General features: G+C 71.2%; 20 protein-coding genes. 10 read left to right on the top strand and 10 right to left on the bottom strand.

Annotated elements, in window-relative coordinates; genetic code table 11:
* Positions 1–218: 218 nt before the first annotated feature.
* A complete protein-coding gene (locus tag GFH49_RS31675) occupies positions 219–596 on the bottom strand; it encodes a DUF6479 family protein (RefSeq protein WP_155059500.1) in 378 nt (125 codons plus the stop codon).
* 265 nt (positions 597–861) lie between these two features.
* On the opposite strand from GFH49_RS31675, the gene ctaD reads away from it, so the two are divergent.
* Together ctaD and ctaF are read left to right on the top strand one after the other, a co-directional pair.
* Complete coding sequence (gene ctaD / locus GFH49_RS31680) at positions 862–2,532, top strand: aa3-type cytochrome oxidase subunit I (RefSeq protein WP_155059501.1); 1,671 nt, start codon at positions 862–864, stop codon at positions 2,530–2,532.
* Positions 2,529–2,918, top strand: coding sequence for an aa3-type cytochrome oxidase subunit IV (gene ctaF, locus GFH49_RS31685; RefSeq protein ID WP_155059502.1), 390 nt, complete (start codon positions 2,529–2,531; stop codon positions 2,916–2,918). Before ctaD ends, ctaF begins: the two co-directional genes overlap by 4 nt.
* Here ctaF and qcrB read toward each other — a convergent pair.
* The 7 genes from qcrB to GFH49_RS31715 form a co-directional block, all read right to left on the bottom strand.
* Positions 2,848–4,269 (bottom strand): cytochrome bc1 complex cytochrome b subunit, encoded by a 1,422-nt coding sequence (gene qcrB, locus GFH49_RS31690; protein WP_155059558.1) that lies wholly within the window; start codon positions 4,267–4,269, stop codon positions 2,848–2,850. The two genes, ctaF and qcrB, sit on opposite strands and share 71 nt — an antisense overlap.
* A gap of 269 nt (positions 4,270–4,538) precedes the next feature.
* Positions 4,539–6,161 carry a family 78 glycoside hydrolase catalytic domain gene (locus tag GFH49_RS41285; RefSeq protein ID WP_328288309.1) on the bottom strand — a complete coding sequence of 541 codons (1,623 nt, stop codon included), beginning with the start codon at positions 6,159–6,161 and terminating at the stop codon, positions 4,539–4,541.
* Positions 6,088–7,173, bottom strand: a complete 1,086-nt coding sequence (locus GFH49_RS41290) for an alpha-L-rhamnosidase N-terminal domain-containing protein (protein ID WP_328288307.1) — start codon at positions 7,171–7,173, stop codon at positions 6,088–6,090. Before GFH49_RS41290 ends, GFH49_RS41285 begins: the two co-directional genes overlap by 74 nt.
* A 101-nt stretch (positions 7,174–7,274) precedes the next feature.
* Positions 7,275–8,267, bottom strand: a complete 993-nt coding sequence (locus GFH49_RS31700) for a sugar-binding transcriptional regulator (protein ID WP_155059503.1) — start codon at positions 8,265–8,267, stop codon at positions 7,275–7,277.
* Between the two features lie 50 nt (positions 8,268–8,317).
* The gene (locus GFH49_RS31705; RefSeq protein WP_155059504.1) at positions 8,318–9,877 is read right to left on the bottom strand and encodes an FGGY family carbohydrate kinase; all 1,560 of its coding nucleotides are present in this window, start codon (positions 9,875–9,877) and stop codon (positions 8,318–8,320) included.
* Positions 9,878–10,069: 192 nt separating this feature from the next.
* On the bottom strand, positions 10,070–11,038 hold the full coding sequence (locus GFH49_RS31710; RefSeq protein ID WP_230396612.1) for a transketolase family protein: 969 nt from the start codon (positions 11,036–11,038) through the stop codon (positions 10,070–10,072).
* Positions 11,035–11,916, bottom strand: a complete 882-nt coding sequence (locus GFH49_RS31715) for a transketolase (RefSeq protein ID WP_155059506.1) — start codon at positions 11,914–11,916, stop codon at positions 11,035–11,037. The genes GFH49_RS31710 and GFH49_RS31715 overlap by 4 nt, the downstream gene beginning before the upstream one ends.
* Positions 11,917–12,158: 242 nt before the next feature.
* Between GFH49_RS31715 and GFH49_RS31720 the strand changes: the two genes are divergently transcribed.
* From GFH49_RS31720 to GFH49_RS31755, 8 genes are all read left to right on the top strand, one after another.
* A complete protein-coding gene (locus tag GFH49_RS31720) occupies positions 12,159–13,136 on the top strand; it encodes a sugar phosphate isomerase/epimerase family protein (RefSeq protein ID WP_230396613.1) in 978 nt (325 codons plus the stop codon).
* A gap of 83 nt (positions 13,137–13,219) precedes the next feature.
* Complete coding sequence (locus tag GFH49_RS31725) at positions 13,220–14,752, top strand: ABC transporter substrate-binding protein (RefSeq protein WP_155059507.1); 1,533 nt, start codon at positions 13,220–13,222, stop codon at positions 14,750–14,752.
* Positions 14,753–14,846: 94 nt separating this feature from the next.
* On the top strand, positions 14,847–15,788 hold the full coding sequence (locus tag GFH49_RS31730; RefSeq protein ID WP_155059508.1) for an ABC transporter permease: 942 nt from the start codon (positions 14,847–14,849) through the stop codon (positions 15,786–15,788).
* Positions 15,785–17,674, top strand: a complete 1,890-nt coding sequence (locus GFH49_RS31735) for a dipeptide/oligopeptide/nickel ABC transporter permease/ATP-binding protein (RefSeq protein WP_230396614.1) — start codon at positions 15,785–15,787, stop codon at positions 17,672–17,674. Before GFH49_RS31730 ends, GFH49_RS31735 begins: the two co-directional genes overlap by 4 nt.
* Positions 17,671–18,600: an ATP-binding cassette domain-containing protein gene (locus tag GFH49_RS31740; protein WP_155059509.1), complete on the top strand. Its 930-nt coding sequence runs from the start codon at positions 17,671–17,673 to the stop codon at positions 18,598–18,600. The genes GFH49_RS31735 and GFH49_RS31740 overlap by 4 nt, the downstream gene beginning before the upstream one ends.
* 8 nt (positions 18,601–18,608) lie before the next feature.
* The gene (locus tag GFH49_RS31745; protein ID WP_155059510.1) at positions 18,609–20,153 is read left to right on the top strand and encodes a glycoside hydrolase family 43 protein; all 1,545 of its coding nucleotides are present in this window, start codon (positions 18,609–18,611) and stop codon (positions 20,151–20,153) included.
* Positions 20,154–20,185: 32 nt separating this feature from the next.
* A complete protein-coding gene (locus GFH49_RS31750) occupies positions 20,186–21,946 on the top strand; it encodes a DUF5605 domain-containing protein (protein ID WP_155059511.1) in 1,761 nt (586 codons plus the stop codon).
* Between the two features lie 116 nt (positions 21,947–22,062).
* Complete coding sequence (locus GFH49_RS31755) at positions 22,063–22,866, top strand: SAM-dependent methyltransferase (RefSeq protein WP_155059512.1); 804 nt, start codon at positions 22,063–22,065, stop codon at positions 22,864–22,866.
* A 17-nt stretch (positions 22,867–22,883) separates the two neighbouring features.
* Here GFH49_RS31755 and GFH49_RS31760 read toward each other — a convergent pair whose 3' ends face one another.
* Together GFH49_RS31760 and GFH49_RS31765 are read right to left on the bottom strand one after the other, a co-directional pair.
* Positions 22,884–23,924 carry an ABC transporter substrate-binding protein gene (locus GFH49_RS31760; RefSeq protein ID WP_155059513.1) on the bottom strand — a complete coding sequence of 347 codons (1,041 nt, stop codon included), beginning with the start codon at positions 23,922–23,924 and terminating at the stop codon, positions 22,884–22,886.
* A 522-nt stretch (positions 23,925–24,446) separates the two neighbouring features.
* Complete coding sequence (locus tag GFH49_RS31765) at positions 24,447–25,241, bottom strand: SDR family NAD(P)-dependent oxidoreductase (RefSeq protein WP_155059514.1); 795 nt, start codon at positions 25,239–25,241, stop codon at positions 24,447–24,449.
* Between the last annotated feature and the right edge of the window lie 137 nt (positions 25,242–25,378).

Below are 25,378 nucleotides of genomic sequence, written 5' to 3' on the forward strand. Positions count from 1 at the left end.
GGGCGATCTGCCGTCGGCCGGTCTACGGCGCCGCCGTGGCGGTCGCTGCCCACCGCGGCGGAGCCGCCTCATCAGTACAGCCCCGCGCCCCTTCAGCGTGCTGCCGCACCGCTGGCCGACTTCGCCCGCCCCGCTCAGGTGCCGGTGTCCTCGGCACGCCGGCCACGGGGCCGGGGTCGCACAGATCTCCCGAATCCCCCACATCGCTCAGATCGGTGTCACGTCTTGCCCGGGCCGCCGCTGCCGAACGAGCCGCTGGAGCCCTGATTCCAGCGTCGGCGTTTCTGGTCGTCGCTGGGTTTACTGCCGGACGGCTGGAGGTCGTGCGGGGTGAGCCGCTCGGTCTCGTCTCCCGCCCTGGGAACCTCGTTCCCCTCCCGCATCTCCCGGGTCTCGCGGACCGGCCCGGTGCCCGGCCGCGTGGGCTGCTCCTTCGGTGCCGGGGGCCGCGATTCGCGGCTCCGTACCTTGATGCCGAGCCGTACGGCCCACACCAGGGCGCCGGCGACGAGGAGACCGCCGATGAGCACGGCGACCAGGCCGGCCGGATTCGCCGCGGCTGCTTGGTGGGGGATGACGTATGCGATGGCGTTCATCGCGCCCGAGTACCCAGGCTCGGCCTCGGGATACTGACCGCCGGACGCCTGACGTCTGTCCCGCCGTGTGCGGTCGTGCGCGCCCCTCTGACGGCGGACAGCGGGCGTGGCGCACCCGGTAGGCCAGGCCCCCGCCGATAGCGTCACCGACGCCGGTGCCCGGCCGGTTTCCCACCGCGTTGCCAGGGCACCCGCAAGCCGCTTCCCCACCGTGCGGCACGGCTCTCGGAACGCCCGGGTCGAAGGCATCCCGTCGAGGAGGACCATGACCGACGTCTCCGATCACGCCGGCGCGGCCCCGCCGCAGACGGCCAGGACTCCGCTGGGCCATACCCTGCTGCGCTGGGCCACCACGACGGATCACAAGGAGATCGGCCGTCTCTACATGGTCACGGCCTTCTGCTTCTTTCTCTTCGGCGGTCTGCTGGCGCTGGCGATGCGCGCCGAACTCGCCCGACCCGGGCTGCAGTTCATGAACGAGCACACCTACAATCAGCTCTTCACGCTGCACGGCACGATCATGATGCTGCTCTTCGCCACCCCGATGTTCGCCGGATTCGCCAACGCGGTGATGCCCCTGCAGATCGGCGCCCCGGACGTCGCCTTCCCCCGCCTGAACGCCCTGTCGTACTGGATGTACCTCTTCGGCGGGCTGATGGTCGTGTCCGGCCTGGTGGTGCCGGGCGGCGCCGCCGCGTTCGGCTGGTTCGCGTACGCGCCGCTGAACAGCTCCTACCACTCCCCCGGCGCCGGCGGTGACCTGTGGGTGATGGGCCTGGTGGTGACGGGTGTGTCGACGACGCTCGGCGCGGTCAACTTCATCACGACGATCCTGTGTCTGCGCGCGCCCGGGATGACGATGTTCCGGATGCCGATCTTCACGTGGAACATCCTGTTCACGTCGATCCTGGTGCTGCCCGCGTTCCCGGTCCTGACCGCCGCGCTGCTGGCGCTGGAGGCGGACCGCAAGTTCGGGGCGCACATCTTCGACGCGGCGAACGGGGGCGCCCTCCTGTGGCAGCACCTGTTCTGGTTCTTCGGCCACCCGGAGGTGTACATCGTCGCGCTGCCGTTCTTCGGGGTCGTCTCGGAGATCCTGCCGGTGTTCTCCCGCAAGCCGTTGTGGGGATACCTGCCACTCATCGGGGCGACGATCACGATCACGATGCTGTCGGCGGTCGTGTGGGCGCACCACATGTTCGCCACCGGAGCGGTGCTGCTGCCCTTCTTCTCCCTGATGTCCTTCCTGATCGCCGTGCCCACCGGGATCAAGTTCTTCGCGTGGATCGGCACCATGGTCAAGGGCTCGATCTCGTTCGAGACACCGATGCTGTGGGCGCTCGGCTTCCTGATGTCGTTCCTGCTCGGCGGCCTGAGCGGGGTGCTCATCGCCTCCCCGCCGCTGGACTTCCACCTCACCGACTCGTACTTCATCGTCGCCCACCTGCACTACGTGCTGTTCGGCACCGTGGTCTTCGCGATGTTCGCCGGGTTCTACTTCTGGTGGCCCAAGTTCACGGGCAAGATGCTGGACGAGCGGCTCGGCAAGCTGCACTTCTGGCTGCTGTTCCCCTCCTTCCAGCTGACCTTCCTGGTGCAGCACTGGCTCGGTGAGGAAGGCATGCCGCGCCGCTACGCCGACTATCTGGCCGCCGACGGCTTCACGCTCCTCAACACCCTGTCGTCCGTGGGCGCGTTCCTGCTCGGCGTCTCCACCCTGCCGTTCCTCTACAACGTCTGGCACACGTCCCGGCACGGAAAGCGCGTGGCCCAGGACGATCCGTGGGGTTACGGGCGCGGGCTGGAGTGGGCGACGTCATGTCCGCCGCCGCGTCACAACTTCGTGGCCCTGCCCCGCGTACGGTCGGAGTCGCCCGCGTTCGACCTGCACCATCCCGCCGTCGTCCAGCAGACGAAGACCGAGGTGCTGCCATGAAGGTCGAGGCGTTCCTCTTCGGTGGTGTGGCCGCGTTCTTCGCGGGCACCGCCGCGCTCTACGGCTGGTGGTCGGGCGAACCCGCCGGAACGGCGGCGCTGGTGGTCGCCTTCCTGATGGGCGCTCTGGTGAGCTTCTTCTGCACGGTGCAGTACCGCCGCAGGGGGCGGCGCCCGCAGGATCGCAGGGACGCGGAAGTGGCCGACGCCGCCGGGCCATTGGAGTTCTTCCCGCCGAAGAGCCCCTGGCCGATCGTGACCGCCCTCGGCTTCGCGGTCGCGGCCACCGGTGTGGTCTACGGCCTGTGGCTGTTCCTCATCGGTTTCGGGGTGCTTGCTCTGGGGGTGGCGGGGATGGTGTTCCAGTACGCCCGTCGGCAGGGCTGATCGGAGGCCTTGGGGCTCCGGGCCTGAAGGTGCCGACGGGCCGGTGGCCGCTCTCGTACCCGCCCTCCACGGTCTGTCGCACCTCGCCGGTCTCCTCCCCTTCCGCCAGCCGCTCGCGTTCGGCCTCCAGCAGGGCGCGGCAGATCTGGCGGGTGAGGAAGAAGGCGAGGACCGGCGCCGCCACGAGGGCGACGCGCAGCACCCAGGTGAGGGTGTTGAGAGAGATCCGGAACGTCTGCGCCACCACGTCGTTGCCGCCGGCCAGCAGCAGGACGCCGTAGAACGTGATCCCGGCGACTCCGAGGCCGGTGCGGACCGGACGTTCCCGCGGCCGGTCGCACACATGCCGCTCCTGGCGCCACTCCCCCGTCAGCCGCTGCTCGACGAAGGGGTACAGGTACAGCACGAGGAACAGCAGCGCCGGGAGGACGACCGCCGGGAGCAGGACGTTCCACATGAGGGTGTGCCCGGCGATGTCCGTCTCCCACGGGGGTACGAGCCGTAGCGCGCCCTCCAGGAATCCGACGTACCAGTCGGGCTGGGAACCGGTCGACGCCTGGTCCGGCCGGTAGGGCCCGTACACCCACACCGGGTTGATCTGGGCGAGACCGCCGAGCAGCGTGAGCACACCGGAGACGGTGAAGAACAGGCCGCCCGAGGAAGCGGCGAACCGCGGGAAGAACGGCCTGCCCACGGCGTTGCGCTGCGTCCTGCCCGGCCCCCGCCACTGGGTGTGCTTCAGCTGGAACACCAGGATCAGATGCACGGTGACCAGGGCGATCAACGCTCCGGGCAGCAGCAGCACATGCATGCTGTAGAGCCGCGTGACGATGTCCTCGCCGGGGAACTCGGCGCCGAACGCGAACATGCTCACATACGTGCCCACGACCGGGATCGACAGCATGATGCCCTGCGCGATGCGCAGCCCGGTGCCGGACAGCAGGTCGTCGGGGAGTGAGTAGCCGGCGAAGCCCTCGGCCAGCGCGAGCAGGAACAACGTGACGCCGATGACCCAGTTGGCCTCCCGCGGCCTCCGGAAGGCGCCGGTGAAGAAGATCCGCAGCAGATGCAGGCCGATCGCGGCGGCGAAGACGAGCGCCGCCCAGTGGTGTGCCTGCCGGACGAGGAGCCCGCCGCGTACGTCGAAGCTGATGTGCAGCGTGGAGTCGAAGGCCGCGGACATACGGATGCCGTGCATGGGCACGTACCGTCCCTCGTAGACCACCTCGGTCATGTCCGGCTTGAAGAAGAGCGTCAGCCAGACCCCGGTGAGCACCAGGACGATCAGGCTGTAGAGCGCGATCTCGCCCAGCAGGAACGACCAGTGGTCGGGAAACGCCTTCCGCAGCATCCGCCCGCCCCCGTCGAACACGGGCAGCCGCCGGTCCGCGGCGTCCGCGAGGCGCTCCCCGGCCCGGCCAGGCCGGGCGTCCGCCCCCGCTGCGCTCAAGGAGCGACTCCTTCCGCCGTGTTCCGTCACCCTTGCTGTATCCCCGGGCGGAACAGACGGCGGGTACCCGGCGGCGGCGAAACACTCCCCGGCCAGCGCACATCACCTCAACGGGCGCCGGACCGCGTCTGCGGGATGTCCCTGACAGCCGCGGCACCTCCGCCGCACGGCTACTCCGGGTTGCCGAACGGAAGCCGGATCGCGGCCGGCGGCCAGGCGGGCGCGGTGTACGGCCGCCGGAACGTGCGGCGGCCCGAGCCGACCTCGAACACCTCGCCGTCCCCGGGGAGCCGGACCTCGGCCCGGGTGTTCGGCGGCACGAGAACCTCGACCACGAGGCTGCCGTCCTCGATCCGCCACCCCGCCTCGGCACGGCCGTACGGCGTCTCGTGCGCGGCCTTCGCGAAGGTGAGGCCGCCGCCGGGGACGGGGGCGACGCGCAGTCGCCGCCAGCCGGGTTCGGCGGCCTGAAGGCCGGCGACCGTGCGGTGCAGCCAGTCGGCGACGGCACCGAGGGCGTAGTGGTTGAAGGAGGTCATCTCGCCCGGGTTGATGCTCCCGTCGGGCAGCATCGAGTCCCAGCGCTCCCACACCGTCGTGGCGCCCATGGTCACCGGGTACAGCCAGGACGGGCACCCCTGTTCCAGCAGCATCCGGTACGCCAGCTGCGGCTCGCCGCCCGCACACAGCGCGTCGCAGATCAGCGGGGTACCGGCGAACCCGGTGGCGATGCGGAAGCCGGCCTTGCGCACGATGTACGCCAACCGCTGTGCAGCGCCCGCCCGTTGACGCTCCGTCGGCAGCAGGGCGAAGCACAGTGCCAGCGCGTAGGCGCTCTGCGCGTCGCTCGCCGTCCGCCCGGCCGGCGTGACGAACTCCTGGGCGAACGCGGCCCGTACGGACCGCGCGAGCTCCTCGTACCGTGCGGCGTCGTCCTTCTCCCCGAGCAGCCGTGCCGTCTCGGCGAGCACGTCGGCCGACCGCGCCGCATAGGCGTTCGCGACGAGGTCGCCGTCGGTGCGGGCGGCACCCGGGTCCTCGGGCGGGGCGGCCGGGTCGAGCCAGTCGCCGAGCTGGAAGTCCTGCCGCCACAGGCCGCCGCCCTCCGCCACCAGCCGGGCGGCCACCTCCACCCAGGCGCGCATGCTCGGGTACTGGGCTTGCAACACCCCGACGTCGCCGAAGCGCTGGTACAGCGTCCACGGCACCAGCACGGCCGCGTCGGCCCACACGGCGTGCGGGGCGGCGCCGAATTCCGGCGGCAGGACGTCCGGGACGACCAGGGGCGGCACCGGGTCCTCGCGGGCGAGTTGTTCGGCGGCGAGGTCGCGCAGCCAGCCGCCGAGCATGCCCGAGCAGTCGTAGAGGAAGGACGCCGTGGGGGCGAAGACCTGGATGTCACCGGTCCAGCCGAGGCGTTCGTCGCGCTGGGGGCAGTCGGTGGGGATGTCCAGGAAGTTGCCGCGCATGCCCCAGACCACGTTCTCGTGGAGGCGGTCGACCAGCTCGTGCGAGGACTCGAACCAGCCGGTGCGGGCCATGTCCGTGTGCAGGACGACCGCTTCGACGGCGGACGGGTCCAGCTCGCCAGGCCAGCCCTCGACTTCGGCGTAGCGGAACCCGTGGAAGGTGAAGCGGGGTTCGTAGGTCTCCACCCCCTGGCCGGACAGGGTGTACGTGTCGGTGGCGGCGGCGAGACGCAGGGGCCGCACGCCGAGTTCACCGTGCTCCAGCACCTCGGCGTGGCGCAGGGTGACCGTGTGCCCGGCCGGGCCCGAGACGCGGATGCGCAGACGGCCGACGAGGTTCTGGCCGAAGTCGAGTACCGTCCCTGCCGGAGGGGGTGGCGAGGGCGTCGACGGGGGCCAGGATCTGCGTACGGCACACCGGCGGACCGGTCGGTGCCACCAACTCGGCGTGGATAAGCGGGAGTTCGGTGACGGGTGACCAGTCGGAGGTGTCGTGCCCCGGCTCGGACCAGCCCGGCCGGGCCAGCCGGGCGTCGTAGACCTCACCGTCGTATATCTCGGAGCGAAGGACGGGGCCGGTCGTGGTGCGCCAGGTCTCGTCGGTGCCGACGGTGGTGGTCGTTCCGTCGGGGTGGGTGACCTCCAACTGGGCGAGGAGAGCGCGCTGTTCGCCGTAGAGGTTGCGCCGGCCGCCGTGGAAGCCGAGCCGCCCCGTGTACCAGCCCTCCCCCAGCAGTGCCCCGATCGCGTTCTCGCCCTCGTGGAGCAACTCCGTGACGTCGAAGGTCTGGTAGCGCAGGCGGTGGCGGTACGAGGTCCAGCCGGGGGTGAGAACGTGGTCGGCGACGCGGGTGCCGTTGATCTCGGCCTCGTAGACGCCGTACGCGGTGATGTGCAGGCGTGCCGAGGCGACCGGCGCCGCGAGGGTGAAGGGGCGGTGCAGCAGGGCCACCGGGAGCGGGGCGTCGGCGGGTTCACGGTCCGGGGTCACGGGCCGGGCGGTCCAGTCGGTACGGGCGAGCAGTCCCGTCTCCGCCCAGGTGACCGGCGACCAGGCGGACGGCTCGGCGCCCTCGCCCCAGACCCGGACGCGCACCCCGACCCGGTGGCGGGAGCCGAGTTGTGGGCCCGGCCAGTCCACCAGCACCGAGTCGGCGCCGCGCATCCGCCCGGTGTCGGCGAGGACCGTACCGTCGGCGCCGGTGATCTCGATCCGGTACGCCCGCTGGATCCAGCCCGGTGTGCCGGTCTCGGTGCGCCAGCTCAGCCGGGGCCGGGGCTCACCGATGCCGAGCGGTTCGCGGTGGTGTTCCAGGACAGGGGCGGTGACCTTCATCGGACGGTTTCCTCTCCTGTTTCCTCTTCTGTTCCGCTCCCGTTCTGTTCCGCTCCCGGAAGGCGGATGCCGGGTGCGCCCGCCACGGGCGCACCCGGCACTCACTCCTTCTCCTCCAGCAGCCGCCGCGCCGTGCTCGTGTCCGTGACCAGCGCCGTGATCCACCGCCCCCGCAACGCCCCCCGCACCGCGGCGTACTTGCGCCGGCCGCCCGCGACGGCGATGCGGCGGGGGACCACGCGGAGCTGGTCCGCGGAGACACCGATCGTGCGCTCGCCCAGCCCCGCGTCGACGTATATCCCGTTCTCGTCGAAGAAGCGCTGGCAGATGTCCCCGACCGCCCCCAGCGACCGCAGCCGCGCCAGCACGTCCTCCGCGACCGCGTTCCCGCTGAGCCGCAGCAGCGGCGAGGGCTCGACACTGCCGATGCCGACGAGGACGACCGTCAGCTGCTGCCAGGCCTGGCTGACCTCCGCCACCGTCGGGTCGTGCAGCAGCGAGAGCCGGGCCTCGGCGGAGCCGACCAGCCCCGGGGCCCGGACGAAGAGCGGGGTGCCGCCCGTCAGGTCGGCGAGGCGCGCGGTGAGGCGGGTGGCCTGGACCTGGCCCTGGGGGTCGCCCATACCGCCCATGAGCTGGACGACCTTGTCGGCCACCTGCTGCTTGGCCGGCCGCATCACGTTGGCGGCGGCGAGCAGGGTCTCGCTCCAGGTGGAGACCCCGATCAGGTCCCCGGGGCGGAAAGCCGTCTCCAGATAGCTGGCCGCGCCGGAGCCGAGCGCGCGGAGCAGGCTGCGCGGGTGGTCGAGCAGGTCGTCCCCGTCGATGATCACCACGTCCGCCAGCTGATAGCGCTCGGCGACGGCGTCCTCCAGGTCGCTGTGGATGCCCTCGGGGGAGACCACGACGGTACGCACCACGCCCAGCTCGGCCGCGCTGCGCAACAGCCGGGAGACACCGGCCTGGGAGAGGTTCAGCGCATCGGCGATCTGGGCCTGGCGCAGGCCGCGTTCGTGGTACATCCGGGCGACACGGACGATCAGCCGGAGTTTGTCGACCGACTCGTGGCCGGTGAGGTCTGGATGTGGGGACATTCGCTCAACATTACTGAGATCGGGGCCGCTGCGGCCCCCCGCGGCAGGGCTCATGACGTGGGCACCTTACCCGCGCCCCGGCTGCGCGCCACCGCGTCGTGCCAGTCCGCCAGCCGTCGCAGCCGTTCCGGTTCGGGGAGCGTCGGCGGGTACACCTCGGCGTCCCGTGGGAGCGCGGCAAGACGCTCCCGGCCGACGAGTCCCGCGCTGCGGGCGGCCAGCCGGGCGGCGCCCAGGGCGGAGAGCCCGCCGGTCCGGGGGCGTTCGACGGTACGGCCGGAGAGGTCCGCCTGGAGCCGCATCAGCACGGGGTTGCCGCTGGGCCCGCCGTCGGCCAGCACGACGGCGACCCGGTCGCCGGCCCGGTCGACGGCGGCCACCACGTCCTCGACCTGGAAGGCGATCGACTCCAGTGCGGCCCGCGCCAGTTCCGGCGTGCCGGTGCCGAGGGTGAGGCCGCTGATCAGTCCGGTCGCGTCGTTGTCCCACCAGGGGGCGGCCAGCCCGCCGAACGCGGGTACCAGGTGGACGCCGCCGGAGTCGGGCGCGGCGGCCGTCGCCAGCTCGGCCTCGGTACGGCCGACCAGGCCGGCCAGCCAGCGCAGGGTGGCGCCGGAGGAGCGGATGTTGCCCTCCAGGGCGTAGGCGGGGACACCGCCGTCGGTGCCGCTGCCGTCCCAGGCGATGGTGCTGTCGTCCCAGGCGATGGTCAGGCACAGCGCGTCACCGGCACCGGGCGCCTCGGGCGAGGCGACGAGCCCCATCACGGAGGAGCCGGTGCCGTAGGTGGCCTTGACCCGGCCGGGTGCGAGGACCCCGTGCCCGAGAAGTGCCGCGTGCGAGTCCCCGAGCACCGCGCCCACCGGGGTGCCGTCCACCAGTGGCGGCACGCCCCGCACCGAGGGGAAGGGCCCGGTGGAGGCGGCCACCCGGGGCAGTGCGGCGCGTGGTACGCCGAAGAGGGCGAGCAGGGCCTCGTCCCAGTCGCGGCGCCGGATGTCCAGGAGCTGGGTGCGGGCCGCGTTGCCGACCTCGATGACGTGCTCGGCGCCGCCGCCGAGCCGCCACAGCAGCCAGGAGTCGACGGTGCCCAGGCACAGTTCGCCGCGCCGGGCCCGGGTGCGGTCCGGGTCGTAGGTGTCGAGCAGCCACTTCGCCTTCAGCGCGCTGAACATCGGGTCCAGCGGCAGCCCGGTGGCGGCCCGCACCCCGGGGCCGGCGCCGTCGGCGAGCAGCCGGGCGCAGACGTCGGCGGTGCGGCGGTCCTGCCAGCCGAGCAGCGGGCCGACCGGTTCGCCGGTGACGCGGTCCCAGAGCAGCACCGACTCGCGCTGGGTGCTGAGACCGACGGCGGCGACGGCCGCCGGGTCGTGGCCGGCCAGGCAGTCGCGCACCGCCGCGGTCACGCTCCGCCAGATCTCCTCGGCGGACTGCTCCACCCAGCCCGGCCGGGGGTAGGCGGCGGCCAGCGGGGCACCGGCGGAGGCCAGCACGGTGCTTTCGGGGTCGGTGAGGACGGCCTTGCTGGCGGAGGTGCCCTGGTCGACGGCGAGGATCAGCGGCCCGCGGCGCCCGCCTGCCGCCCCCGTGTCAGCTGCCCTGTCCGTCATACCCGTCACTCCCCTGATACCCGTCCTGCCGTCTGAGACATGCCCGCCGTCCGACACATGCCGTCCCCTCCGACACTTGCCGCGCCATCCGACACTTGCCTGCCGTCCAACACATGCCGCGCCATCCGACACATGCCGTCCCCTCCGACACTTGCCCCGCCATCCGACACATGCCGTCCCCTCCGACACCCGTCATACCGTCGGCGCCGACAGTGCCAGCACCTCGCGCACCGCCTGCCGGATCCCGTCGGCGGTGAGACCGAAGTGTTCCAGCAGCCGGCTCGCGTCTCCGGTGGGGGCGAAGCCGGTCACGCCGAGCAGCCGGAGCGGCACCGGGCGGTGCTGGCCGACCAGGGACGCGACGGCCGCGCCCAGGCCGCCGCTGAGGGTGGCCTCCTCGGCGACGACGAGAGCGCCGGTCTCCGCCGCGGCGGCCAGCACCGCCGCCTCGTCCAGCGGGTCGACGAAGGGCGTGTTCAGCACCCGTACGGAGATGCCGTCGGCGGCCAGGGCCTCGGCGGCGGTCAGCGCTCGGGACACCAGGGTGCCGATGGCGATGACGGTGGCGTCGCTGCCCTCCCGCAGGGTGACCGACCGCCCGGCGCCGAAGGGCGTGCCGGGCGGGATGACATCGGGCACCTTGAAGCGGGGGACGCGCAGGTAGCAGGGGCCGTCGAAGGCGTACGCCCAGCGGATCGCGGCGCGGGTCTGCTCGCGGTCGGTGGGGACCAGCACCGGCAGGTCGGCGACGGCCCGCAGCCAGGAGAGGTCCTCGACGGAGTGATGGGTGGGGCCGAGTTCGCCGTACGCCATGCCCGGACTCTGGCCGCAGAGGATCACCTTGTGGGCGCTGTAGGCGCAGTCGGCCTTGATCTGTTCGAGGGCCCGGCCGGTGAGGAAGGGCCCGGCGGCCGACACGAAGGGGATCATGCCGCCGTTGGCCAGGCCGGCGCCGACGCCGACCAGGTCCTGCTCGGCGATGCCCACGTTGATCAGGCGGTCGGGGAACTCGGCGCGGAAGCCCGCGAGGTTGCTGGAGCCGACCGAGTCGTTGCAGACGGCCACCACCCGGGGATCCTCGCGGGCCAGCGCGATCAGCTCCTCGGCGAACACCTGGCGGCAGTCGTAGGCGGCTTCGGTGCGGGCAACGGTGTTCTTCAACGGGAGAGCTCCTCGATCGCGGCCTGCGCCTGCTGCCTGTCGGGCACCTTGTGGTGCCATTCGACGCGGTCCTCCATGAAGGAGACGCCCTTGCCCTTGACCGTGTCGGCGATCACCGCGACCGGGCGGCCGTCCCGGGCCGGGCCGAAGGCGGTGAGCAGGGCGGCGTGGTCGTGCCCGTCGACCACCCGCGCCTCCCAGCCGAAGGCGGTCCACTTGTCGGCCAGCGGCTCCAGGGTCTTGGTGTCCTCGGTGCGGGCGCCCTGCTGGAGGCGGTTGCGGTCGACGACGGCGGTGAGCGAGGAGAGGCGGTGGTGGCCGGCGGTCATCGCGGCCTCCCAGTTGCTGCCCTCCTGCATCTCGCCGTCGCCCAGCACCACCACGGTGCGCCAGTTCCCGCCGGTCAGCCGGGCCGCCAGGGCGCTGCCGACGGCCACCGGGAAGCCGTGGCCGAGCGGGCCGGTGTTGGTCTCCACACCGGGGACCTTGCGGCGGTTGGGATGGCCGTTGAGTGCGGAGAGCGGCGCCATGAAGGTGTCCAGCTCCTTGTCGGCGAAGTAGCCGCAGTGCGCCAGCGTGGAGTAGAGGGCGGCGGCGCAGTGGCCCTTGCTGAGGATGAAGCGGTCCCGGCCGGGGGCGCGGGGGTGCTCGGGGTCGACGTCCAGGACCGCGCCGAAGAGGGTCACCAGGATGTCGGTGACGGACAGGTCTCCGCCGACATGGCCCAGCTGGGCGGCGTCGATCATCCTCACGATCCGCACCCGGACCTTGGCGGACATGGTCCGGAGCAGTTCCAGGGCTGCTTCCGGCCGGCCGTCCCGGGTGGCCTGCCGCAGCTCGCGGTACTGCGCCGCGGCGGCGTGGTCAGCACTGAGCATGTGAATATCCATTCACGCAGTGATTTATATGATCCAGATAGTGCGTCGCCCCCACCGCCGCGTCAAGACGTCGGCGAGGGGTGACCGCATGGCGGTCGCGCGAGGGTGAGTGGCGGACTTATGGGTCGCTTGCGGCGATTGGGAAACATAGCGGCAATACTCTTGACACGCGCGACAGGCCCGGCTTAGGTTCCCGGCCACCCCCATTTATCGCTATCTGAATATTCATTCAGGAGGCCTTCGTGTCGACTCCGCCGCGCAGTTACGCCGGAGGGATGTGGAGTTTCGGCCGCATCATCGACCGGTACGCAACCGACGGCTACGGTCCGCCGGTCGGCACCCTCGACACCATCGAAATCGCCGCCAAGACCGGCGAGTTGGCGGCCCTGGACCTCAACTACCCCTTCGAAGCCGGAGTTTCGGTCGCCGACGTCAAGGCCGCCCTGGCCGGCCACTCGCTGGCCGTCACCAACATCACCCCGGTCATCTACGACCGGGGCTTTCGCAGCGGCTCCTTCACCGGCGCCGATCCGGCCACCCGCCGCGCCGCCGCGGACCTCGCCCACGAGTCCGTCGAGGTGGCCCGCCGGCTGGACGCCCGCTACGTGAAGTTCTGGCCCGGCCAGGACGGCTACGACTACCCCTTCCAGGTCGACTACCCCACCCTGCGCCGCCACGCCGTCGAAGGCATCAGGGACGTGGCCCGCAACTTCCCCGACGTCACCTTCGCCATCGAGTACAAGCTCAAGGAACCCCGCAACCGGCTCTTTTGGAGCACCGCCGCCGCCAGCCTGCTCGCCATCGAGCAGATGGGCGTCGACAACGTCGGTCTGGTCGTCGACTTCGGCCACTCGCTGTTCGCCAAGGAGAACCCCGCCGAGGCGCTGAGCCTCGCGCACAGCATGGGCCGGCTGGTCGACATCGAGCTCGACGACAACTACCGCGAGTGGGACGACGACCTCACCGCCGGCGCCCTGCACCTGGTGGAAACCCTGGAGTTCCTGCACGTCGTACGCGAGGTCGGCTGGCAGGAACCCCTCAAGCTCGACCTCTTCCCGTACCGCGAGGACCCGGGGGACGCGGTCCGCGAATCGATCGCCACCCTGCGCGCCCTCGAAGAGCGCGCCGCCCGTCTCGACCTCGGCGCGCTGCGCGAGGCCCAGTCCCGGCACGACGCGATGGCCGCCCAGCGGATCGTGCGCGCCGCACTGCTGGGCTGACCCGCCGCCCGGCAAACAGGCCCCGCTCCACGTACGCCGACCGCTGTCGTCCGCGAGGAAACAAGGATCTGGAGAAACCAGCAATGCGCAGAAGAACTTTCGTCGGCGCCGGTGTCGTCGCCATTTTGGGCGGCACCGCCGCATGCTCCGGAGAGTCGGACACCAGCAGCGGCAACGGCGCGAGCGGCGGGACGCTGACCCTCGCCCCCCTCGTACCCTCCCAGCCCTGGGACCTGAAGGACGCGGGACTCGGCAACAACACCCAGTACTACCAGCCGGTCTATGACTCGTTGCTGCGGCTCGACACCAAGGCGGAACCGATACCCAACGTCGCCACCAAGTGGTCGTACGACAGCACCGGCACCGTGCTCACCCTCACCTTGCGCACCGGAATCACCTTCACCGACGGCGCCGCGCTGGACGCCAGCGCCGTCAAGAAGAACCTGGAGCACACCAGGACCGGCGCCAACGAGGCCGCCGGACAGCTCAAGGGCATCAAGGACGTCGAGGTGGTCGGCGCCGACACCGTCAAGGTGACGCTCAGCGCCCCCGACCCGTCCTTCGTCGCCAACCTCGGCTCGGTGGCCGGCATGCTCGCCAGTCCCCAAGCCATCGACGCGGGCACCCTCAAGGACACACCGGTCGGCTCCGGCCCGTACACCCTGGACAAAGGCGCCACCACCAACGGCAGCGTCTACACCTTCGTGCGCAACGAGAAGTACTGGAACGCCGATGAGTTCCCCTTCGACAAGATCGTCCTCAAGCCGCTGGCCGACCCCACCGCGATCCTCAACGCGCTGCGCTCCGGCCAGGTCGACGGCGCGCTCATCACCACCCCCAAGAACGTCGACGCCGCCAGGTCCGGTGGCCTGAACATCCTGCGGTACCAGCCGGGCGACGTCGCGGGCGTCTACATCTGGGACCGCGACGGCAAGATCAGCAAGCCCCTGGGCGAGCTCAAGGTGCGGCAGGCCATCAATCACGCCTTCGACCGCGCCACTCTCATCAAGTCCGTCTACGGCGGCCTCGGCGAGCCGACCGCGCAGGTCTTCAACCCGATCAGCACCGCCTACGACGCCTCGCTCAACGACACCTACCCCTACGACCCCGCCAAGGCCAAGTCGCTGCTCGCCGAGGCCGGCTACCCGGACGGCTTCAGCGTCGACATACCCGACGTGGGCCCGATCTTCCCCGAGGCACAGGCCGCGATGGTGCAGTATCTCGGCGACATCGGCATCAAGTGCAAGCTGGTGACCGTCCCGTCGACCGAGCTGCTCAACCAGCTGCTGGCCGGCAAGTTCGCGATCTCCTACTTCTCGCTCGCCTCCTTCCGGTCCTGGGACACCATCACGATCCAGGCCAGGCCGGACTCCTTGTGGAACCTCTTCAAGAACTCCGACCCCGAGCTCACGGCCCTGATCGACAGCGCGCAGAACAGCACCGGCGACAGCCAGAACGCCGACTTCAAGGAGATCAACACGTACCTGGTCGACCAGGCCTGGAACGCCCCCTGGGCCGTCGTGGAGAACTCCTACGCGACCTCCAGGCGCGTGAAGGTGACGGCTCAGGCATTCACCCCCGTCCCCGGCCTCTACAACTTCACGCCCGCCGGCTGAAGCACCGGCCGCACCCGGCCGCGGCGCCCGCGTGGGCGCCGCGGCGACCCGCACCCACCCCGTCGTCCATGGCGTACCCCCCGGAGAAGCAGCCATGAAGACTTTCCTGGCCCGCCGACTGTTGTCGGGCGTGGTCCTGGTGTTCGTGATCTCGTCCCTGACCTTCGTCCTCATGCGGCTGACCGGCACGGACATCGCCCGCAACATCGTGGGCCCCACGGCCACCACCCAGCAGGTCGCCGCGAAAGAAGCCGAACTGGGCCTCGACCGGTCCGTCGTGGTCCAGTACTGGGACTGGCTGACAGCGGCGGTCCGCGGTGACTTCGGACGCTCCTGGTTCAGCGGAGACACCGTCACCTCCTCACTCACCGACAAACTGCCGGTCACCCTCTCCATCGTGCTGGGCGGCCTGCTGCTGTCGGCCGTCGCCAGCGTTCTGCTGGGGGTGGCGGCAGCCGTACGGGGCGGCCTGCTCGACCGGGTCGTCCAGTTGCTCGCCATCATCGGCTTCGCAGTGCCCAGCTTCCTGGTCGCGCTGGTCCTGGCCCTCTTCGTCGCCGTGGAGTGGGGCTGGCTGCCGGCCACCGGCTACACGCCCTTCGCCGTCTCACCGTCCGCCTGGTTCGAGTCGATCACCCTGCCGTCGATCTCACTGGCGGTGGGCGCCGTCGCGGCCACCGCCCAGCAGGTGCGCGGCGCCATGGTCGACGTCCTGCGCAAGGACTACATACGCACCCTGCGCAGCCGCGGCCTGAGCCGCCGCAGCCTGCTGCTCAAGCACGCTCTCCGCAACGCCGCGCCGCCTGCCCTCACCGTGCTGGGTCTGCAGTTCGTCGGCCTGGTCGGCGGGGCCGTGGTGGTGGAGAAGGTCTTCGGCCTCACCGGGATCGGCAGCGCCGCCAACTCGGCCGCCTCCAGCGGCGACTCACCGCTGCTGATGGGCGTGGTGGTGGTCATGGTGACGCTGGTCGTGGTGGTCAACCTCCTGCTGGACGTCGCCCAAGGGTGGCTCAACCCGAAGGTGCGTGTCGGATGACGCTCCCCATGCCCGACCCGGCCGCCGCCACGGCGGGGCAGCCGGTCGCCATCGCGGTCCCGCGCCGGGACCGCACACTGCGGCGGCTGCTGAAGGACCCGACCGCTGTGGTGTGTCTGTCGGTGCTCACCCTGATCGCGCTGGCGAGTGCCGCCGCGCCGCTGCTCACCTCGTACGACCCGAGCGCCTCCGACCTGGCGGACGCGCTCGCCTCGCCGGGCGGCAGCCACCCGCTCGGCGCCGACGGTGTCGGCCGCGATGTGCTGTCCCGGCTGCTCTACGGCGGCCGGACCAGTCTGCTCGGCACCGCGCTGGCCACCGCGATCGCGATCGCGATCGGCGTGCCGGCCGGCCTGGTCGCCGGTTACCTCCGGGGCTGGTTCGACGGGCTGGCCGACTGGGTCTCCAACCTGGTCATGTCCATCCCCGCGATCATCCTGCTGCTGGTGGTGCTGGCCACGGTCGGACAGAGCACCTATCTGGCGATGGCCGTGTTCGGCGTGCTGATGTCGCCGGGCGTCTTCCGGCTGGTGCGCGGCTCGGTCAACGCGGTCCGCGAGGAGCTGTACGTGGACGCGGCACGGGTCTCCGGGCTGTCGGACACCCGGATCGTCCGCCGGCACGTGCTGCCCGTGGTGCAGGCACCGGTGATCATCCAGGCGGCACAGCTGTTCGGCATCGGCATCCTCATCCAGGCCGGGCTGGAGTTCCTGGGCCTGGGCTCGACCGCCGAGGCCAGCTGGGGCTCGATGCTCAACGACGCCTTCGGGAACATCTACACCAAGCCGCTGCTGCTGCTCTGGCCGGGAGTGGCCATCGCCGTGACCGTGGCGGCGGCGGGGCTCCTGGCCAACGCGCTGACGGACGTCCTGGTGGGCGGGCGCGCGGCGAAGCCGAGGCGGCACCGCAAGGCGGCGACGGCCGCGGTCGCCGGGGCCACCGGGACCGGGACTCCGGCCGACGGCACCACGGAGACCGCTGAAGCGGCCGACATCACCGAGGCCGCTGAAGCAGCCGACACCGCCGGGGCCGCCCTCCGCACCGGCGAGCCCGTCGGCGACGAACTCCTCGTCGTCCGTGACCTCCGTATCGCCTACGGCGGATCGGCCGTCGTGGACGGAGTGTCCCTCGCCGTGCGCCGGGGCGAGGTCCTGGGCCTGGTCGGCGAATCCGGCTCCGGCAAGAGCCAGACCGCCTTCGCGGTCCTCGGCCTGCTGCCCCCGGAGGCCCATGCCACCGTCGGCGCCCTGTCCTTCGGCGGTACGGAGCTGAGCGCGTCCGGCGCGGAGGCGGCCGGCGACGGGATGCTCGGCCGGCGGATCGCGTACGTCCCGCAGGAGCCGATGTCCAACCTGGACCCCTCCTTCCGGATCGGCACCCAGCTGTCCGAACCGATGCGCAGGCACCTCGGTCTGAGCCGCGCGGAGGCGAGGAAGAAGGTCCTCGCCCTGCTCGACCGGGTGGGCATCGCCGACCCGGCCCGGGTCTACGCCGCCTACCCGCATCAGGTGTCCGGTGGCATGGCCCAGCGGGTACTGATCGCCGCCGCCGTCTCCTGCGACCCGGACCTGCTCATCGCGGACGAGCCGACCACCGCCCTGGACGTCACCGTCCAGGCCGAGGTCCTCGACCTGATGCGCTCGCTCCAGAAGGAACGCGACATGGGCATGATCCTGGTGACCCATGACTTCGGTGTGGTCGCCGACATCTGCGACCGGGTCGCCGTGATGCAGACCGGCCGGATCGTGGAGTCCGCGCCGGCCGCCGAGCTCTTCGCCGACCCCCGGCACCCGTACACCAGGATGCTCCTCGCATCCACCCTGGAGGACAGCGAGCCGCGCCGTCCGCTGACAGCAACCGCCGCTTCAGAGGGAGTTGACGCATGAGCACGGTGGCACCCGCCGAGCCGGCCCCGGCACGGGAGACGGGGCCCCTGCTGTCCGTCGACAAGCTGGTCGTCGACTACCCCGGCAAGGGCCGGGGCAGGCCGCCCGTCCGGGTGCTCAAGGGCGTCAGCGTCGACGTCCACCCCGGCGAGACCCTGGGCCTGGTGGGCGAGTCCGGCTCCGGCAAGACCACCCTGGGCCGCGCCATCCTGGGCCTCGCCCCGGTGACCGGCGGCACCATCGGCTTCGGCGGCCGGGACATCTCGGCGCTCGGCAGGAAGGAGCGCCGGGCACTCAGCGACGACATCCAGGTGGTCTTCCAGGACCCCTACACCTCGCTCAATCCGGCGCTCACCGTGGGCGACATCCTCACCGAGCCGCTGCTGGTCACCGGCGCCTCGGACGCCGACGCGGGCCGCCGGGTCCGCGAGCTCCTGGACCAGGTGCGGCTCCCGGCGGACGCCGGCGAGCGGCTGCCGCGCGAGTTCTCCGGCGGACAGCGCCAGCGCATCGCGATCGCCCGCGCGCTCACCCGCGCGCCGAAGATCATCGTCTGCGACGAGCCGGTCAGCGCCCTCGACCTGTCCACCCAGGCCCGGATCCTGGACCTCTTCATCGAGATCCAGGAACGCACCGGGGTCGCGTACCTCTTCATCACCCACGACCTGTCGGTGGTACGCCACATCAGCCACCGGGTCGCGGTGCTGTACCGGGGCGAGATCGTCGAGACCGGCGAGGCATCCGCCGTCACCACGGCGCCCGAACACCCCTACACCCGGCGCCTGTTGCTCGCCGCTCCGGTGCCCGACCCGGCACGGCAGGCCGAACGGCGGGCGGCGCGGCTGGAGTTCGCCGCCCGGCAGCAGGCCGGCGCACCGACCGACGGGCTGTCCGGTACCCCGGCCGCCGACGAACCCACCTCCTGAGGAAGCCCATGACCACCGCCTCCGGACCGAACAGGCCTGCCACCCCGGACAACCCGCTGATCCCCGGCTTCCACCCCGACCCCAGCATCTGCCGGGTGGGCGACGACTACTACATCGCCGTCTCCAGCTTCGAGTACCTGCCCGGCATCCCGCTCTTCCACAGCCGCGACCTCTCCGACTGGACCCTGATCGGCCATGTCGCCGAGCGTCCCGGGCAGTTGGACGTGGGCCAGGTGCCCACGATGGGAGGCGCCTGGGCCCCGACTCTGCGCCATCACGACGGCAGGTTCTGGTGCGTGGTCACCGACGCGATGGGCCGGGGCAGCCTGATCTTCACCGCCGAGCGACCGGAGGGCCCCTGGTCGGACGGCACCGTGATGCGGGGCGTCGACGGCATCGACCCGGACATCGCCTGGGACGAGGACGGCACCTGCTACGTCACCTACTCCGGCCTGCTGCTGAGCGGCGGGGTCCCCACCCACCTGGGCATCCAGCAGGTACGGATGGACCCGGAGACCGGGCAGGCCCTTCAGGAGCCCCGCTCGCTGTGGTCCGGCACCGGCCTGATGTTCCCGGAGGCCCCGCACCTCTACTCCATCGACGGCACCTGGTACCTGATGATCGCCGAGGGCGGCACCGAGCGCGGCCACAGCGTGAGCATCGCCCGCTCCGACCGCCCCGACGGCCCCTTCGAGGGCTGCCCCGCCAACCCGGTGCTGTCCGCCCGCAGCACCGACCGCCCGGTCCAGAACACCGGCCACGGCGACCTGGTGCGCACCGCCGACGGCTGCTGGCTGATGGTGATGCTGGGCATGCGGCCGCGCGGGATGGCCCGGGCCTTCTCGCCGATGGGCCGCGAGACCTTCGTGACCCCGGTGCGCTGGGCGGACGGCTGGCCGGTGGTCGAACCGGTGCGGCTCGCCGAGCCAGGGCCGGCGGTGAGCCGGCACGAGGACTTCGCGGCCGGCGTGCCGGGGCCTGAGTGGGTGGCGGTACGCCGCTCACCGTCGGAGGTGGTCTCGTCGTACGGGCGCCCGGGCGCGCTGCGGCTGCGCGCCGACGGCAGCGACATGGACAGCCTCCGGCCGGTCTTCCTCGGGGTCCGCCAGGAGCACGAGGAGGCCTCCTTCACCGCCGAGCTGGACGTCAGCTCCGGCACCGGCGGCCTCAGCCTGCGGATGGACGAGCTCCACCACTACGACATCGAGGCCGGCCCCGGCACCGTCCGGGCCAGGGCCAGGGTGGGCCCGCTCAGCCAGAGCTGGGAACTCCCGCGGCCCGGCGACGCGTCGGCCGTGCTGCTGCGCATCTCCACCGGCCCCGTCACCTTCCCTTCCGACGGCCGCGGCAGCCTGGAACACGGCGGGCCCGACACCGTACGCCTGTCGGTCGGCACCGGCGACGGCTGGCAGGAACTGGCCGCCCTCGACGGCCGCTACGTCAGCGCCGAGATCGCCGCCTCCTTCACCGGCCGGGTCGCCGGCCTCTACGCCGCGGACGGGACCGTGAACGTCCGGTGGTTCCATTACGAGGGTCACGACACCAAGCGCTGACTCTGCGCCCCCCATCTCCCCGGAGTTCCCCCATGCCGTACAGCCCCGATTCGCTCCTCGGTGACGTCCTGCGCAACCGGCAGGCCGCGGCCGTCGTCCGCAAACACCTCTCCGGCATCGTCAACGCGCCCCTGGGCGTGCAACTGCGCCATGTCAGCCTCGGACAGGTCGTCGGTTTCCTCGACGACACCCGTGCCGACCCGGAGGCCCGGGAGGCCTTCTTCGCCGAACTCGCCGCCGTCGACGAGACCCTCGCCGAGCCACCGCGCCCGGCCGAGACGACGACCGTCCCCTCCGACAGCTACGAAGGACCCGAGGTTCCGCTGGGCAGCGCACGCGCCGACTGGCCCTCCTCGGCCACCCGCTGGCACCCGTTCGAGCTGGAACTCCACGGCCCCGCCCACGGCAACCCCTTCACCGACGTCGAGTTGAGCGCCCGGTTCACCCACGCGGAAACCGGCCGTACGCTCACCGCACACGGCTTCTACGACGGCGACGGCGTCCACCGACTGCGCTTCATGCCCGGCGAAGAGGGCGCCTGGAGCTTCGTCACCGCCTCCAACGCCCGGTCCCTGACCGGCATCGGCGGCACCTTCGCCTGTCTGCCCGCCGCCCCCGGCGAGCACGGCCCGGTCCGCGTGCACAACACCTTCCACTTCCGCCACGCCGACGGCACCCGTCATCTCCCCATCGGCACCACGGCGTACGCCTGGACCCATCAGGGCGACGAACTTGAGGAACGGACCCTGCGCACCCTCGCCGAGGCGCCGTTCAACAAGGTGCGGATGTGCGTCTTCCCCAAGGCGTACCTCTTCAACGCCAACGAGCCTCCGCTGTACCCCTTCGCCGGTTCCCCGGAGGACGGCTGGGACTTCCGGCACCCCGACCCCGCTTATTTCGCCCACCTGGAGGAGCGCATCCGCCGCCTCGGCGAACTGGGCATCCAGGCCGACCTGATCCTCTTCCACCCCTACGACCGCTGGGGTTTCTCGGACATGGGCGCGGTGGCCGACGACCGCTATCTGCGCTATGTGGTCGCCCGTCTGGCGGCCCTGCCCAACGTGTGGTGGTCGCTGGCCAACGAGTACGACCTGCTGTGGGCCAAGACCGAGAAGGACTGGCACCGGATGGCCGCCGTGATCGCCGACACCGATCCGCACGGCCATCTGCTGGGCATCCACAACTGCATGTCCTTCTGGGACAACAACGCCGACTGGGTCACCCACGCCAGCCTCCAGCGCGTCGACGTGTACCGCACCGCCGAGAACACCGACGCGTGGCGCGCGGAGTGGAACAAGCCCGTGGTCATCGACGAGTGCGGCTACGAGGGCGACATCGACCAGGGCTGGGGCGACCTTCCCCCGCAGGAACTGGTCCGCCGCTTCTGGGAGGGAGCGGTCCGGGGCGGCTACGTCGGCCACGGCGAGACCTACCTGGCCGACGACGAGGTGCTGTGGTGGTCCAAGGGCGGCACCCTCAAGGGCGAGTCACCGGCCCGGATCGCCTTCCTGCGCCGGATCCTGGAGGACTCGCCCCAGGACGGCATCGGCCCGCTCCCCGGCGACTGGGACGTCCCCGTCGGCGGCGTCGACGACAGCTACCGGCTGGTCTACTTCGGCTTCGGACAGCCGCGCTACCGCACCTTCGCGCTGCGCCCCGGCGTCCGGTGGAGGGTGGACGTCATCGACACCTGGGCCATGACGGTCACCGCACTGCCCGGCACGTACGAGGGGGTCTTCCGGATCGGCCTGCCCGGCCGCCAGTTCATCGCGGTCCGGCTGCGCGCCGTATAGGCGTCCCCGAAGGGCCGCATGCCGTGCACGACTTCTGTGTGCGGCCGGTCCGCAGGGCGCGGACCATGCCAGACTGCTGGGCGAGCGGGCACGCCGATAGACCAGGGAGGACTGAAGTGAGAGATTCCGGATTCAGTGCGGCCGAGATCGACACCAGCAAGCCCCATTCCGCCCGAATGTACGACTACTTCCTTGGCGGCAAGGACAACTATCCCGTCGACTGGGAAGCCGCCGAAAAGGTGATCTCCTTCTTCCCCAATGTCGAAGAAATGGCGCGAGTCAACCGGGACTTCATGCACCGAGCCTCCCGCTTACTGGCCGAACGAGGAATCCGGCAGTTCCTCGACATCGGCACCGGGATACCTACCGAGCCCAACCTTCACCAGATCGTCCAGGCGATCACGCCCAGCGCCCGCGTGCTGTACGCGGACAACGATCCGATTGTTCTCAGGCATGCCGAGGCGCTTCTTCACAGCACGCCGGAGGGGAGCACCGCCTACATCCAAGCCGACGTGCGGGAGCCTCGGAAGATCCTCACAGCGGCGAAAGAGCTTCTGGACTTCGAGCAGCCGATCGCCCTGTCGCTGGTCGCCCTGCTGCATTTGGTGGCAGATGAAGACCATCCCTACCAGATCGTGGCTGAGCTGCTTGACTCACTGGCGGCGGGGAGCTACGTGGCGCTGTCCCATGCGACAGGGGATTTCGACCCCGAAGCCTGGGAGCGCGTCGTCGAGGTCTACCGCAAGGGCGGTACTCCCGCGCAAGTCCGGTCGCGCATCGAATTCACGAGATTCTTCGAGGGACTTGAGCTGGTCGATCCCGGAATAGAACTCGCAGCACACTGGCACCCGGAACTCGGGAAACAACGCGGTCAGAGCGAGCAGATCCCACTGTATGTGGGCGTCGCCCGCAAACCATGAGGCCCGAGCCGAGGCAGTCACCCGCTCACGGCCCTCGACTCCCCTACGGCCGAGGCGAGTTGCTCGATGCGCGGAGCGTACCCGGCATGACTGAACCGCTCCTCGTTGGCCCACGGAAAGACCTGGTCCGCCCGGACGGCGGGCAGACTGGCCCAGGTCGCTTCGGTCTTCCTCAGTTCGTCTGGCTGCAGGTTGCCGTCGCGGTTGTCGACGAGGATCAGGTCGGCGTCGTACGTGTCGGCGTTCTCCCAGGCGAGTTGCTGCCAGAAACCGCCCTCGGCGGTCTTCGTGGGCGTGACGAACTCGACGCCCAGCGAGGCGTAGTAGCGCAGATCCGCGAAGTCGTCCGGGTTGGCGACGTACAGGATCTCGCTCGACGCGGACACCGCCATGACCTTCAGGCCGCCACGGCGCGCGCCTGCCGCTCGGCGCAGTCGCTGCGCGGCCGTCTCGAAGCGCTCCTTGGCGGCCGTGACCTTCGCGGCCCCCGTGTCGGCACCGAGGGAGGCGGCGAGTTCGGTGAAGCGTGCGATGACATGGGTGAGTGAGCTCTTCGTGGTGGTGATTCCGACACTGGGGGCGAGCGACTCGATCTCCTCGGCCGACTCCTCGGGGACGTACCAGAGCGCGGGCGGCTCGGCCATCTGGGCGATCAGGAGGTCGGGCCGCAGTGCGGCGTACCGCTCGACATTGAACTGCGGATAGGTGTTGCCGAGGCTCGTCACCTTGTCCACGTCGAGGTCACCGGCCTGGGGGGCGGGTTCGCCGTTGCTGAGCTTCGTCGGTCCGAAGACCCCCGCGCACTCGACACCGAGGTCGTGCAGGGCGGCAGCCGCGCCGATGAAGGCGACCAGCCGCTTCGAGGTGCTGTCGGCCGTGACCGTCCTCCCCCGGTCGTCCTCGAAGCTCCAGCTCCCGCCGCCTGTCCCTTCGGCATCCTCCTCCCCGCCGTCGCCGCACGCCGTCAGCACGCCGCCCAGAGCGAGCGCGCCAGCCGACACCAGAAGGCCGCGGCGGGACGGAAGGCGCGAAGAGGGGGCGTGACGCGGCGAGTTCATCGAGGCTCTCCTTCGGCTCCGACGCCAGTCGATCACCGACTTAGGCTACCCTAAGTCCCCTCTCGGGCAGCCCACCCCTCCAGCGGAACGGGAGGCTTGTTCGATCTGCCGGATGGCCGGTCGGCCTCCCCACGCATCGAACGCCTCCGGGCCGCCTTGCCCGCGGCCGGCCCGCAACCGCTCCAGTTCCGCCCGCTCACCCTCCCGCAGACGACCGCCGGACGACGGCTCGGCCACCGGCCGGTCCGACGACGGCGACCCGTTACGCCGCGCCCGCGACACCCAGCTGTGCAACGTCCCCCCGTGGATGCCCAGATCCTCAGCCACCTCCGGAACCGGCTTCCCGGTGACTGGCCGCGCAGCCCAGGAACCGCTGGGCCAGCGGCCGTTGAGGGGATCGAGGCGGGAGGTCGGCGCCAGGGCGTCGAACCCCTCAACCCTCGTCCGTCCGTTGACGTCGATCTGCGGTCCGTCGGCACCCGGTGACAGCCAGCTGGACCGGGTCGAGGGGTGCATGGCCCTTCAGGGGAGGATCGAGTCAACGTAACCGCCGTCGACGCGCAGGGCGCCGCCGGTGGTCGCCGAGGCATGGTCGGAGCTGAGGTAGACAACCATGTTGGCGATCTCCTCCGGCTCGATCAGCCGCTGGAGCAGGGACTGTGGCCGGTGCTCCCGCATGAAGGCGCGCTGGGCCTCCTCCCAGGGCAGGTCGCGGTCGACGAGTCGGTAGACGAAGTCCTCCACGCCTTGCGTGTGGGTGGGGCCCGCGATGACGGAGTTCACCGTGACACCGGTGCCGGCTGCCTGTTTGGCGAAGCCCCGGCTCACGGCGAGCAGGGCGGTCTTCGACATGCCGTAGTGGATCATCTCGGCGGGGGTGACGATCGCCGAGTCGCTCGCGATGTACTGGACGCGCCCCCAGCCGCGTCCGGTCATGCCCGGCAGGAGGAGACGGGTGAGGCGTACGGAGGCCAGGACGTTCACCTCGAAGTAGCGCCGCCACTCCTCGTCGCTGATCTCCAGGGGGTCGGCGGGCTCGAAGATGCCGAGGTTGTTGACGAGGATGTCCACCTGGGACAGGGCTTCCACGGCCTGCCGGGCGCCCTCTTCGGTGGTCACGTCGGCGGCCACCGGCACCAGTTCGGCGCCGGGCGCTTCGCTGTTCAACCGGTGCACGGCTCGCTGCACCCGCTCGGCCGAGCGACCGTTGACGCCGATGCGGGCGCCGGCGCGGGCCAGACCCGTGGCGATCGCGGCGCCGATGCCCTGGGTGGAGCCGGTCACCAGAGCGGTGCGGCCCTTCAGATCGATCTGCATGCGGTTCTCCCAAGCCTTTCGTGCGGAGATGGACGGAGTACCCGCGGGCGGCTGCGGGGCACCACCAGTCATACAGAAGAGGGTGCGCCGGGACACCGGTACGCGCCGGGAGGCCAGGGGCGCGAACCAAGGTGCCG

The organism is Streptomyces blattellae (assembly GCF_009709555.1).
Lineage (GTDB): Bacteria > Actinomycetota > Actinomycetes > Streptomycetales > Streptomycetaceae > Streptomyces > Streptomyces blattellae.

Bases quoted from the DNA above. Each gene is read 5' to 3' on its own strand.
- GFH49_RS31675 (WP_155059500.1), bottom strand. From the start codon at position 596: ATGAACGCCATCGCATACGTCATCCCCCACCAAGCAGCCGCGGCGAAT.
- ctaD (WP_155059501.1), top strand. From the start codon at position 862: ATGACCGACGTCTCCGATCACGCCGGCGCGGCCCCGCCGCAGACGGCC.
- ctaF (WP_155059502.1), top strand. From the start codon at position 2,529: ATGAAGGTCGAGGCGTTCCTCTTCGGTGGTGTGGCCGCGTTCTTCGCG.
- qcrB (WP_155059558.1), bottom strand. From the start codon at position 4,269: ATGCTGCGGAAGGCGTTTCCCGACCACTGGTCGTTCCTGCTGGGCGAG.
- GFH49_RS41290 (WP_328288307.1), bottom strand. From the start codon at position 7,173: ATGAAGGTCACCGCCCCTGTCCTGGAACACCACCGCGAACCGCTCGGC.
- GFH49_RS31700 (WP_155059503.1), bottom strand. From the start codon at position 8,267: ATGTCCCCACATCCAGACCTCACCGGCCACGAGTCGGTCGACAAACTC.
- GFH49_RS31705 (WP_155059504.1), bottom strand. From the start codon at position 9,877: ATGACGGACAGGGCAGCTGACACGGGGGCGGCAGGCGGGCGCCGCGGG.
- GFH49_RS31715 (WP_155059506.1), bottom strand. From the start codon at position 11,916: ATGCTCAGTGCTGACCACGCCGCCGCGGCGCAGTACCGCGAGCTGCGG.
- GFH49_RS31725 (WP_155059507.1), top strand. From the start codon at position 13,220: ATGCGCAGAAGAACTTTCGTCGGCGCCGGTGTCGTCGCCATTTTGGGC.
- GFH49_RS31730 (WP_155059508.1), top strand. From the start codon at position 14,847: ATGAAGACTTTCCTGGCCCGCCGACTGTTGTCGGGCGTGGTCCTGGTG.
- GFH49_RS31735 (WP_230396614.1), top strand. From the start codon at position 15,785: ATGACGCTCCCCATGCCCGACCCGGCCGCCGCCACGGCGGGGCAGCCG.
- GFH49_RS31740 (WP_155059509.1), top strand. From the start codon at position 17,671: ATGAGCACGGTGGCACCCGCCGAGCCGGCCCCGGCACGGGAGACGGGG.
- GFH49_RS31745 (WP_155059510.1), top strand. From the start codon at position 18,609: ATGACCACCGCCTCCGGACCGAACAGGCCTGCCACCCCGGACAACCCG.
- GFH49_RS31750 (WP_155059511.1), top strand. From the start codon at position 20,186: ATGCCGTACAGCCCCGATTCGCTCCTCGGTGACGTCCTGCGCAACCGG.
- GFH49_RS31760 (WP_155059513.1), bottom strand. From the start codon at position 23,924: ATGAACTCGCCGCGTCACGCCCCCTCTTCGCGCCTTCCGTCCCGCCGC.
- GFH49_RS31765 (WP_155059514.1), bottom strand. From the start codon at position 25,241: ATGCAGATCGATCTGAAGGGCCGCACCGCTCTGGTGACCGGCTCCACC.